Origin of the sequence: Mycobacterium tuberculosis H37Rv, from assembly GCF_000195955.2 — a bacterium.
Classification (GTDB): Bacteria; Actinomycetota; Actinomycetes; order Mycobacteriales; family Mycobacteriaceae; genus Mycobacterium; species Mycobacterium tuberculosis.
Genome location: NC_000962.3, coordinates 4286720 through 4299684, shown reverse-complemented (window position 1 = coordinate 4299684; position 12965 = coordinate 4286720). Strand labels below are relative to the sequence as shown.

The following is a 12965-nucleotide window of genomic DNA, read 5'->3' as shown; positions in this document are numbered from 1 at the left end:
AGCCGCTTAGAACTAAAGAGCCACCAAAGACACAGCTACATCGAAGGATTGCTAGTTAGGCTACGTATCGCCTCCGGCATTGGGCTTGGGGTCGGCGGCGTCAGGCACTGGTGCAGATAGGGGTGCATGGACGTTGGCTGAACCACGTGTGACTCCGGTTGCTGTTATCGGCATGGCTTGCCGGCTGCCCGGCGGGATCGATTCCCCCGAGTTGTTGTGGAAGGCGTTGTTACGAGGCGACGACCTGATCACCGAGGTGCCGCCGGACCGGTGGGATTGCGACGAGTTCTACGACCCGCAGCCGGGCGTGCCCGGTCGGACGGTGTGCAAGTGGGGCGGTTTCCTGGATAACCCCGCGGATTTCGATTGCGAGTTCTTTGGCATCGGCGAGCGGGAGGCGATTGCGATCGATCCGCAGCAACGTCTGTTGCTGGAGACGTCCTGGGAGGCCATGGAGCACGCCGGTCTTACTCAGCAAACGCTGGCAGGCTCGGCGACCGGCGTGTTCGCGGGTGTCACCCATGGTGACTACACGATGGTGGCGGCCGACGCCAAACAATTGGAGGAGCCGTACGGATATCTGGGCAACAGCTTCAGCATGGCGTCGGGCCGGGTCGCCTACGCGATGCGACTGCACGGTCCGGCAATAACCGTTGATACCGCATGCTCGTCCGGCCTGACGGCCGTGCACATGGCGTGTCGCAGCCTGCACGAGGGTGAAAGCGACGTTGCCTTGGCGGGGGGTGTCGCCTTGATGCTGGAGCCACGCAAGGCCGCTGCTGGATCCGCTTTGGGCATGTTGTCCCCGACCGGACGTTGTCGCGCGTTCGATGTCGCGGCTGACGGGTTCGTGTCAGGCGAGGGTTGTGCCGTGGTGGTGCTCAAGCGGTTGCCGGATGCATTGGCCGACGGTGACCGGATCCTGGCGGTAATTCGTGGCACGTCCGCAAATCAGGATGGCCACACGGTCAATATCGCGACGCCTTCGCAGCCCGCACAGGTTGCGGCTTATCGAGCGGCGTTGGCTGCCGGTGGCGTGGACGCCGCGACGGTCGGCATGGTCGAAGCGCACGGCCCCGGCACCCCGATCGGTGACCCCATTGAATATGCAAGTGTCTCCGAGGTGTATGGGGTCGACGGCCCGTGCGCACTCGCATCGGTGAAGACCAACTTCGGACACACCCAGTCGACCGCCGGGGTGCTAGGGCTAATCAAGGTGGTTCTCGCTCTGAAACATGGTGTGGTTCCACGTAATCTGCACTTCACTCGGCTGCCCGATGAGATTGCTGGCATCACCACCAACCTCTTCGTGCCCGAGGTGACCACACCGTGGCCCACCAACGGTCGTCAGGTGCCCCGGCGGGCGGCAGTGTCGTCTTATGGGTTCTCGGGAACGAACGTGCACGCTGTTGTGGAGCAAGCTCCGCAAACCGAAGCCCAGCCCCACGCGGCGAGCACCCCCCCGACCGGCACCCCTGCCTTGTTCACGCTGTCCGCTTCCTCGGCCGACGCGCTGCGGCAGACTGCTCAGCGGTTGACCGACTGGATACAGCAGCACGCCGACTCCCTGGTGCTCTCGGATCTTGCGTACACGCTGGCGCGGCGGCGTACGCACCGGTCGGTGCGCACGGCGGTCATCGCGAGCAGCGTCGACGAGCTGATTGCCGGCTTGGGCGAGGTCGCCGACGGTGACACCGTTTACCAGCCCGCGGTGGGGCAGGATGACCGCGGGCCGGTCTGGTTATTCTCCGGGCAAGGGTCGCAGTGGGCAGCGATGGGCGCCGATCTGCTGACGAACGAATCGGTGTTCGCCGCGACCGTTGCGGAGCTAGAGCCATTGATCGCCGCGGAGTCCGGGTTCTCGGTCACCGAGGCGATGACGGCGCCCGAGACCGTGACTGGCATCGACAGAGTTCAGCCGACCATCTTCGCGATGCAGGTCGCGTTGGCAGCCACGATGGCGGCATACGGAGTGCGCCCGGGCGCCGTGATCGGCCACTCAATGGGTGAGTCGGCCGCGGCTGTGGTCGCAGGAGTGCTGTCAGCCGAAGATGGGGTACGCGTCATCTGCCGACGATCAAAACTGATGGCGACGATCGCCGGTTCCGCGGCGATGGCGTCGGTGGAGTTGCCTGCCTTAGCTGTGCAGTCGGAATTGACCGCTCTAGGCATCGACGATGTGGTGGTCGCCGTGGTGACCGCGCCGCAGTCCACCGTGATCGCCGGAGGCACCGAGTCGGTGCGCAAGCTGGTCGACATATGGGAGCGGCGAGACGTGCTGGCGCGGGCGGTGGCCGTCGACGTGGCTTCGCATTCGCCGCAGGTGGATCCGATCCTCGACGAGTTGATAGCTGCGCTGGCCGACCTGAATCCGAAAGCTCCTGAGATTCCCTACTATTCGGCGACGCTTTTCGACCCGCGCGAAGCGCCGGCGTGCGACGCGCGTTACTGGGCCGACAATTTGCGCCACACCGTGCGGTTCTCCGCTGCGGTGCGCTCGGCGCTCGACGACGGGTACCGAGTCTTCGCCGAGCTTTCGCCGCACCCGCTGCTGACCCACGCGGTCGATCAGATTGCCGGCAGTGTAGGCATGCCGGTTGCCGCGCTGGCCGGTATGCGGCGGGAGCAGCCATTGCCGCTGGGGCTCCGTCGCCTGCTGACGGATCTGCACAACGCTGGTGCGGCAGTGGACTTCTCGGTGCTCTGTCCCCAAGGCCGCTTGGTCGATGCTCCGCTGCCGGCGTGGTCGCACCGGTTCCTGTTCTATGACCGCGAAGGCGTTGACAATCGGTCGCCGGGTGGCTCCACGGTAGCCGTGCACCCGTTGTTGGGCGCACACGTGCGATTGCCCGAAGAGCCGGAACGCCACGCCTGGCAGGCCGATGTTGGTACCGCAACCTTGCCCTGGTTGGGCGATCACCGGATACACAACGTGGCTGCTCTTCCAGGGGCCGCCTACTGCGAGATGGCGTTGTCTGCGGCCCGTGCCGTCCTCGGCGAGCAGTCCGAAGTACGCGACATGCGCTTTGAGGCGATGCTGCTGCTGGATGACCAGACCCCGGTGTCCACCGTGGCAACGGTGACCTCGCCCGGTGTCGTCGACTTCGCCGTCGAGGCCTTGCAGGAAGGCGTTGGGCATCACTTGCGGCGTGCGTCGGCGGTGCTGCAGCAGGTATCCGGCGAATGCGAGCCGCCGGCGTACGACATGGCCTCCTTATTGGAAGCCCACCCTTGCCGCGTGGACGGTGAGGATCTGCGCCGGCAATTCGACAAGCACGGTGTGCAATATGGTCCGGCCTTCACCGGCCTGGCCGTGGCCTATGTCGCGGAGGATGCGACCGCCACAATGCTGGCCGAAGTCGCGCTGCCCGGCTCGATTCGTTCGCAGCAGGGCCTGTACGCAATCCACCCGGCCCTCCTGGATGCCTGTTTCCAGTCGGTCGGCGCGCATCCCGATAGCCAGTCGGTAGGTAGCGGCCTATTGGTGCCGTTGGGGGTGCGCCGAGTCCGTGCCTATGCTCCGGTGCGTACCGCTCGCTATTGCTACACGCGGGTGACCAAAGTCGAGTTGGTCGGCGTCGAGGCCGATATCGACGTGCTGGACGCGCACGGCACGGTGTTGCTGGCCGTGTGCGGACTGCGAATCGGTACGGGAGTGTCCGAGCGCGACAAACACAATCGGGTGCTGAATGAGCGCTTACTCACCATCGAATGGCACCAGCGTGAGCTGCCCGAGATGGACCCCTCTGGCGCTGGAAAATGGCTGCTGATCAGTGACTGCGCTGCCTCTGATGTGACCGCTACCCGGCTAGCGGACGCGTTTAGGGAACACAGCGCGGCGTGCACGACGATGCGGTGGCCACTGCACGACGACCAGTTGGCCGCCGCCGACCAGCTACGCGATCAAGTTGGTAGCGACGAGTTTAGCGGCGTGGTCGTGCTCACCGGGTCGAACACCGGTACGCCGCATCAGGGGAGCGCGGATCGCGGCGCTGAGTACGTTCGCCGGCTGGTGGGTATCGCTCGCGAATTGTCAGACCTTCCCGGGGCGGTGCCGCGCATGTACGTCGTGACGCGGGGTGCCCAGCGGGTGCTGGCCGACGACTGCGTCAATCTTGAGCAGGGCGGGCTGCGTGGTCTACTGCGGACGATCGGCGCCGAGCACCCTCACCTGCGTGCCACCCAGATCGACGTGGACGAACAGACCGGTGTCGAGCAGCTGGCACGCCAATTGCTGGCCACGTCGGAAGAAGACGAGACCGCCTGGCGAGACAACGAGTGGTACGTGGCGCGCTTGTGTCCGACCCCGTTGCGTCCTCAGGAGCGGCGCACCATCGTCGCGGATCATCAGCAGAGCGGCATGCGCCTGCAGATCCGTACCCCCGGCGATATGCAAACGATAGAGCTGGCCGCGTTTCACCGCGTTCCACCAGGACCAGGACAGATCGAGGTTGCGGTCCGTGCGTCCAGCGTCAACTTTGCCGATGTACTCATCGCTTTCGGTCGCTACCCCAGCTTCGAGGGACACCTGCCCCAGCTGGGCACGGATTTCGCCGGCGTGGTGACCGCGGTCGGACCAGGCGTCACTGACCACAAGGTTGGTGACCATGTTGGTGGCATGTCGCCTAACGGCTGCTGGGGCACATTCGTCACGTGTGACGCTCGGCTGGCCGCGACGCTGCCACCGGGCCTGGGTGACGCACAGGCCGCTGCGGTGACCACCGCGCACGCCACCGCCTGGTACGGACTGCATGAGCTCGCCCGGATTAGGGCGGGTGACACGGTGCTAATTCACTCCGGCACCGGCGGGGTCGGACAAGCGGCGATCGCTATAGCCCGCGCGGCGGGCGCTGAGATCTTCGCCACCGCCGGTACCCCACAGCGTCGAGAGCTATTGCGCAACATGGGTATTGAGCATGTCTATGACTCGCGCAGCATCGAGTTCGCCGAGCAGATTCGGCGGGACACTAACGGCCGGGGTGTCGATGTCGTGCTCAACTCGGTGACCGGCGCCGCGCAACTTGCCGGGCTGAAACTGCTCGCCTTCCGGGGACGGTTCGTCGAGATTGGCAAGCGCGACATCTATGGTGACACCAAGCTGGGGCTCTTTCCCTTCCGGCGCAACCTGTCCTTCTACGCCGTAGACCTGGGGTTGCTGTCTGCGACACACCCAGAAGAGCTGCGCGACCTGCTCGGCACGGTCTATCGCTTGACCGCAGCCGGCGAGTTGCCGATGCCGCAGAGCACCCATTACCCCCTCGTCGAGGCGGCCACCGCCATCCGTGTGATGGGCAACGCCGAGCACACCGGCAAACTCGTCCTCCACATCCCACAGACCGGAAAAAGCCTCGTTACCCTGCCTCCGGAACAAGCTCAGGTGTTCCGTCCCGACGGCTCCTACATCATCACCGGCGGCCTCGGTGGGCTAGGGCTGTTCCTGGCCGAGAAGATGGCCGCGGCCGGTTGCGGCCGGATCGTGCTGAATTCCCGCACCCAGCCGACGCAAAAGATGAGGGAAACGATCGAGGCCATCGCGGCGATGGGCTCTGAAGTCGTGGTGGAATGCGGTGACATCGCCCAACCGGGTACCGCGGAGCGGTTGGTGGCGACCGCTGTGGCCACCGGGCTTCCGGTACGAGGCGTGCTACACGCGGCCGCGGTGGTCGAGGACGCCACCTTGGCCAATATCACCGACGAGTTGCTGGCGCGCGACTGGGCGCCAAAGGTTCACGGTGCCTGGGAGTTGCATGAAGCAACCAGCGGACAGCCGCTTGACTGGTTCTGCTTGTTTTCGTCGGCGGCAGCTCTCACCGGCTCGCCGGGACAGAGTGCCTACTCAGCGGCCAACAGCTGGCTGGACGCCTTCGCGCATTGGCGGCAAGCTCAGGGCCTGCCGGCTACCGCGATCGCGTGGGGAGCCTGGTCGGATATCGGCCAGTTGGGGTGGTGGTCGGCATCGCCCGCGCGGGCTTCGGCATTGGAGGAAAGCAACTACACGGCGATCACTCCCGACGAAGGTGCTTACGCGTTCGAGGCGCTATTGCGCCACAACCGCGTCTATACCGGCTATGCCCCGGTCATCGGAGCCCCGTGGCTGGTCGCCTTCGCAGAGCGCAGCCGGTTTTTCGAAGTGTTCTCCAGCAGCAACGGTTCGGGCACAAGCAAATTCCGCGTCGAGCTGAACGAGCTGCCACGCGACGAGTGGCCGGCGCGGCTTCGGCAGCTGGTCGCCGAGCAGGTCAGCCTGATTCTGCGGCGCACCGTCGACCCTGACCGCCCGCTACCCGAGTATGGACTTGATTCGTTGGGCGCACTAGAGCTGCGCACTCGGATCGAGACCGAGACCGGAATCCGGTTGGCACCCAAGAACGTCAGCGCCACGGTGCGGGGCTTAGCGGATCACTTGTATGAACAGCTGGCGCCCGACGACGCTCCTGCTGCCGCGCTGTCGTCACAGTAAGAACGTTTCGCCGCATACGTATTCCGCACGCGCTGAAATAGGAGCTATTAGTGCGAATAGGACCAGTAGAGTTGTCAGCGGTCAAAGACTGGGACCCAGCGCCCGGCGTGTTAGTTTCGTGGCACCCAACACCTGCCTCGTGCGCGAAAGCCCTTGCAGCGCCGGTGAGTGCTGTGCCTCCCAGTTATGTACAAGCCAGACAAATTCGGAGCTTTTCTGAGCAGGCTGCCCGGGGGCTCGATCACTCGCGGCTGCTCATTGCGTCCGTTGAGGTGTTTGGTCACTGCGATCTGCGCGCCATGACCTATGTCATCAATGCGCACCTTCGTCGGCACGATACATACCGCAGCTGGTTCGAGCTTCGAGATACCGACCACATCGTTCGGCACAGCATCGCCGATCCGGCGGATATCGAATTTGTTCCGACCACACATGGCGAGATGACGAGCGCGGACCTGCGACAGCACATCGTGGCGACACCGGATTCGCTTCATTGGGACTGCTTCAGCTTCGGAGTCATTCAGCGAGCAGACTCCTTCACGTTCTATGCCAGCATCGATCATCTGCATGCGGACGGTCAGTTCGTAGGAGTCGGACTCATGGAGTTCCAGTCGATGTACACCGCGCTGATAATGGGTGAGCCACCGATTGGGTTATCGGAGGCTGGCAGCTATGTGGACTTCTGCGTCAGGCAGCACGAGTACACCTCGGCGTTGACCGTCGATTCCCCGGAGGTGCGCGCGTGGATCGACTTCGCCGAAATCAATAACGGAACTTTCCCGGAATTTCCGCTGCCCCTCGGAGATCCGTCTGTACGCTGCGGCGGCGACCTGCTCAGCATGATGCTAATGGACGAGCAGCAAACACAGCGATTCGAATCCGCCTGCATGGCGGCGAACGCTCGTTTCATTGGTGGCATGCTGGCTTGCATCGCCATCGCGATACACGAGTTGACCGGCGCCGATACCTATTTTGGAATTACTCCCAAAGATATCCGCACACCAGCCGACCTTATGACGCAGGGGTGGTTCACCGGGCAGATCCCGGTGACCGTTCCAGTCGCCGGATTGTCCTTTAACGAGATTGCACGAATCGCGCAGACCTCCTTCGATACTGGTGCGGATCTGGCGAAAGTGCCGTTCGAACGGGTCGTCGAATTGTCGCCGTCGCTGCGCAGGCCCCAACCGCTTTTTTCCCTGGTGAACTTTTTCGACGCACAAGTGGGACCGCTCTCGGCGGTGACGAAACTGTTCGAGGGCCTCAACGTTGGTACCTACAGCGACGGGAGGGTCACCTATCCGCTAAGTACGATGGTCGGTCGTTTCGACGAGACCGCGGCGAGCGTGCTATTCCCAGATAATCCGGTCGCTCGCGAATCCGTTACCGCATATCTGAGGGCAATTAGATCGGTGTGTATGCGCATTGCCAACGGTGGGACGGCGGAACGTGTAGGCAACGTCGTTGCGCTTTCCCCAGGCCGGCGAAATAACATCGAAAGGATGACATGGCGGTCTTGTCGCGCGGGTGATTTTATCGATATCTGCAATCTAAAGGTTGCGAATGTGACGGTAGATAGAGAAGCTTAGTGGTTGCGCACGTAAATTCGTCAGGTGACCGATCCCCTGCTGTCTCACTCGCCTCACAGCGACCACCACGGCTGGCGCTCAAGGCGGGCACGTGCGGAGCAGATGAGGAATGTGCGACGTCTTGATGCAGCCTGTCAGAACACCGAGACCCTCGACGAACTTACGATCGAAACCGCTTAGGCCAACCGGTGACGGGGGTGTCTTTCCGCGGCTAGGGCGCCTTATCGTCCGAAGGCCGTGGGTGGTGATCGCCTTCTGGGTCGCGCTTGCGGGTCTGCTTGCGCCGACGGTGCCGTCCCTGGACGCGATCTCCCAGCGGCATCCAGTGGCGATTCTGCCATCGGACGCCCCGGTGTTGGTCTCGACCCGGCAGATGACCGCGGCATTTCGTGAAGCCGGGTTGCAGAGCGTTGCGGTGGTGGTGCTCAGCGATGCCAAAGGGCTCGGCGCGGCCGATGAACGCAGCTACAAAGAGCTGGTTGACGCCCTGCGACGCGATACTCGAGACGTCGTGATGCTCCAGGACTTCGTCACCACACCGCCCCTGCGGGAGCTCATGACCAGCAAAGACAATCAGGCCTGGATCCTGCCGGTCGGCCTTCCCGGCGACCTGGGTTCGACCCAGTCCAAGCAGGCGTACGCCCGCGTCGCTGACATCGTCGAACACCAGGTCGCAGGCTCGACACTGACGGCTAACCTGACCGGGCCCGCGGCCACCGTCGCCGATCTGAACCTCACCGGGCAACGGGACCGCAGTCGCATCGAGTTTGCGATCACGATCCTGTTGTTGGTCATTTTGCTGATCATCTACGGGAATCCGATCACCATGGTGTTGCCATTGATAACAATTGGCATGTCCGTGGTGGTTGCACAGCGCCTCGTTGCAATAGCCGGCTTGGCGGGCCTCGGTATTGCTAACCAGAGCATTATTTTTATGAGCGGGATGATGGTCGGTGCGGGAACGGATTACGCGGTATTTCTGATTAGTCGATATCACGACTATTTACGGCAGGGCGCGGATTCGGATCAAGCCGTCAAGAAGGCATTGACATCCATCGGTAAGGTGATCGCCGCCTCCGCGGCTACCGTAGCAATCACCTTTCTCGGGATGGTGTTTACCCAACTGGGAATTCTCAAAACGGTTGGTCCGATGTTGGGAATCTCGGTAGCCGTGGTCTTCTTCGCAGCTGTCACACTGCTACCCGCCCTGATGGTGCTGACCGGGCGTCGCGGTTGGATCGCGCCGCGCCGTGACCTCACCCGGCGCTTTTGGCGGAGTTCGGGGGTGCACATCGTGCGTCGGCCCAAGACTCATCTGCTCGCCAGCGCGCTGGTGCTGGTTATTCTGGCCGGCTGCGCAGGACTGGCCCGGTACAACTACGACGATCGCAAGACGCTTCCGGCTTCCGTCGAGAGTTCGATCGGGTATGCCGCGTTGGACAAGCATTTCCCGTCTAACCTGATCATTCCCGAGTACCTGTTCATCCAATCCTCGACGGATCTGCGCACGCCGAAGGCTCTCGCCGACCTAGAGCAGATGGTGCAGCGGGTGAGCCAAGTGCCGGGTGTCGCGATGGTCAGGGGCATTACCCGACCCGCTGGACGGTCGCTGGAGCAGGCCCGGACGTCCTGGCAGGCTGGCGAAGTCGGCAGCAAGCTGGATGAGGGTTCCAAGCAGATCGCTGTGCACACCGGCGACATCGACAAACTGGCCGGTGGAGCCAACCTGATGGCGAGCAAACTCGGCGACGTACGGGCCCAAGTTAACCGGGCCATATCCACGGTCGGCGGCCTCATCGACGCGCTGGCGTACCTTCAGGACCTGCTCGGGGGCAACAGGGTTCTCGGCGAACTGGAAGGCGCGGAGAAGCTGATCGGCAGCATGCGGGCACTCGGTGACACCATTGACGCGGATGCGAGCTTTGTAGCGAACAACACCGAGTGGGCAAGCCCGGTGCTGGGGGCGCTGGATAGCAGCCCGATGTGCACTGCCGATCCGGCTTGTGCCAGTGCGCGCACCGAACTGCAGCGTTTGGTCACAGCGCGCGACGACGGAACGCTGGCAAAGATATCTGAGTTGGCTCGACAGCTGCAGGCCACGCGCGCAGTGCAGACCCTGGCAGCCACCGTGTCCGGATTACGCGGGGCGCTGGCCACCGTCATCAGGGCGATGGGTTCACTGGGGATGAGCAGTCCTGGTGGTGTGCGATCCAAGATCAACCTGGTGAACAAGGGGGTCAATGATCTCGCCGACGGGAGCCGGCAACTGGCTGAGGGCGTGCAGTTGTTGGTCGACCAGGTGAAGAAGATGGGTTTCGGGTTGGGCGAGGCCTCGGCGTTCCTATTGGCAATGAAGGACACCGCGACCACGCCGGCGATGGCGGGGTTCTATATTCCCCCGGAGTTGTTGTCGTATGCCACCGGTGAGAGCGTCAAAGCCGAGACGATGCCGTCAGAGTATCGGGATCTGCTAGGCGGGCTGAATGTAGACCAACTCAAAAAAGTCGCGGCGGCCTTCATTTCACCCGACGGCCACTCAATACGGTATTTGATACAAACCGACCTGAATCCATTCAGCACTGCTGCCATGGACCAAATTGACGCGATCACGGCGGCCGCTCGAGGGGCGCAACCAAATACCGCACTGGCCGATGCCAAGGTGTCTGTCGTCGGATTGCCCGTCGTTCTCAAGGACACGCGCGACTACTCCGATCACGACCTCCGATTGATCATCGCCATGACCGTCTGCATCGTTCTGCTCATATTGATCGTTTTGCTGCGTGCGATTGTGGCACCGCTGTATCTGATCGGCTCGGTTATCGTATCGTACCTGGCGGCGCTCGGTATTGGCGTTATCGTGTTCCAATTTTTACTCGGTCAGGAAATGCATTGGAGCATTCCGGGATTGACCTTCGTTATATTGGTCGCGGTGGGCGCAGATTACAATATGCTGCTTATTTCTAGGCTGCGTGAAGAGGCCGTCTTGGGGGTGCGTTCCGGTGTCATCCGGACCGTGGCCTCAACAGGTGGTGTGATCACTGCGGCGGGTTTGATCATGGCTGCCTCGATGTACGGTCTGGTATTCGCCAGCTTGGGTAGCGTGGTTCAAGGTGCGTTCGTCCTAGGGACCGGGCTTTTGCTGGATACCTTCTTGGTGCGTACCGTTACCGTGCCCGCCATTGCCGTGTTGGTTGGGCAGGCGAACTGGTGGTTGCCGTCAAGCTGGCGGCCGGCAACCTGGTGGCCCCTTGGCCGACGCCGTGGCCGTGCCCAACGAACCAAACGTAAGCCGTTGTTGCCCAAGGAAGAAGAAGAGCAATCACCGCCCGACGACGACGATCTGATCGGTCTTTGGTTACACGACGGGCTCAGGCTTTAGGATCTCTTCGCAGTTGAGGGTGTGAGGTAGTCGGCGCGTCGTTGCCGGGGTAGGGGTCGAGGTCTTTCGATGATGGGCGGTTCCACGCTGCCCAAAAGGAAGACCTCGGCGTGTCTGCCCGAGGTCCGCCCTCAGTTCACGCTCGACGACGGGCGCCAACGGGCTGCCCCTCCGGGCGCACCAAGACGCCACCCAGGGCCTTCCCGATGGATTGGCGTCAGCAGCAACGGATTGGTGGGCCAGCAGCAACCGCCATCGTCGAAGACCTCAACCCCCTTTACACCCCCAACTGCGAAACGCCACCGTAGGTCGTGGACTTTATGGCTAGTGCTTCTTCCCTTTGGGTAGCAAACCCCGGACCATCGACAACGCCTTGTTGGCGCCCGGGCCCACGTTGGCCCCGCGGAGCGCATTTGTTGCTGCTGCCGTGGCGGCAGCGGTGCTGGTGGCGGCACTGGCCCCGGTGGTGCTGCCGATAGGGATGGCGATGGCAGGGGCGATGGCGGGGATACCGCGGATGCCCTGGACCAAATCACGCGGGTTCACAGCGGGTGCTGGTCCGGGCTGATAAGCCCTGTCAATTATGGGCCGCAGTGCGGCATCAACTGTTCCCGCCGCCTGCGGGGGCAGGCCCGCCATGTCCACCAGCGCCCGCACCAGAGGTAGCTGATCGGTCCGGATGAAGTAGGTCGTGGTCGTCGCACCCAAACTGTTCGTTGTCGTCGTAATGTCCCTAGGCGCAACGCGAGCTGGGTCCGAGAATGCGGTGGCGCTGTGGCCGTAGTATCCGCCCGCGGCAATCGCATTGAGGTCAGCGAGTAGGTTGCCCGGACGATTAGGCGGGTCAGAAAAAATGTCGTACTGGCCCACGATATTGATTGTGTCGTACTGGCTTTCCGCTGGGGCCGGAACGGTGTAGTCGATGATCGGCACGTGGGTTCCCGGCCTAAACGCCCGCCAAAGAAGATTGTTAGGGTCGCCGGCCTTGATGAATGTGAGTTGCCCAGGGGGAGGAGCCGTCGGGTCATTCGCTAACCGTGCCTGCTCGCGGTCAAGCACGAGCGTGCCCTGTGATAACCCGGCCACGAAGATTGGTCCGTCAGTGCTGCGGATCGCCGCATCGAGATTGTTCGTCCCGGCACTGACAGAACTGCCGACGGTGGGCGAATTCAAGCCTGTGACAGGCCAAAAGCTGCCTGGATATGAAACGACGTGGCGGGTAGCGGTGGGGTTGTAGTAATTCGCGCCGATCTGAGGCTGCATCGCGGGATTGAAATGATAGAGCGACCTGAGTGGCCCGTACGGGGACGGTGCGGTACCGGGTACTATCAACGCAGTATCGGCCGAAGCGATTCCGTCGCCCAATATAGCTGCGCAAGCTAGCATTCCGCCCGCGATGGCCCCGACGAGCAGTTTGGTCACAGCGTCCCCTTTGTGTAGCGGCGGTACAGCGGCCGACCAACGCAAACCAGCAGCAATAGCAAACACGTTATCGTGCCTTACGGTCGCAACGCAGTCGGAGACGCCTGGACATTTCATG

Annotated in this window: 4 protein-coding genes; 3 read left to right on the top strand and 1 reads right to left on the bottom strand. The window is 62.8% G+C overall.

The window, feature by feature from the left end; translation table 11 throughout:
- The first annotated feature begins 79 nt into the window (after positions 1-79).
- The 3 genes from pks2 (at position 80) to mmpL8 (ending at position 11425) form a co-directional block, all read left to right on the top strand.
- Positions 80-6460, top strand: a complete 6381-nt coding sequence (gene pks2, locus Rv3825c; RefSeq protein ID NP_218342.1) for a phthioceranic/hydroxyphthioceranic acid synthase — start codon at positions 80-82, stop codon at positions 6458-6460.
- Between the two features lie 50 nt (positions 6461-6510).
- Complete coding sequence (papA1, locus tag Rv3824c; protein NP_218341.1) at positions 6511-8046, top strand: acyltransferase; 1536 nt, start codon at positions 6511-6513, stop codon at positions 8044-8046.
- Positions 8047-8155: 109 nt separating this feature from the next.
- A complete protein-coding gene (gene mmpL8, locus Rv3823c) occupies positions 8156-11425 on the top strand; it encodes an integral membrane transport protein MmpL8 (protein ID NP_218340.1) in 3270 nt (1089 codons plus the stop codon).
- 324 nt (positions 11426-11749) lie between these two features.
- On the opposite strand, the gene Rv3822 is transcribed toward mmpL8, so the two are convergent.
- On the bottom strand, positions 11750-12964 hold the full coding sequence (locus Rv3822; RefSeq protein NP_218339.1) for a hypothetical protein: 1215 nt from the start codon (positions 12962-12964) through the stop codon (positions 11750-11752).
- Position 12965: the final 1 nt, after the last annotated feature.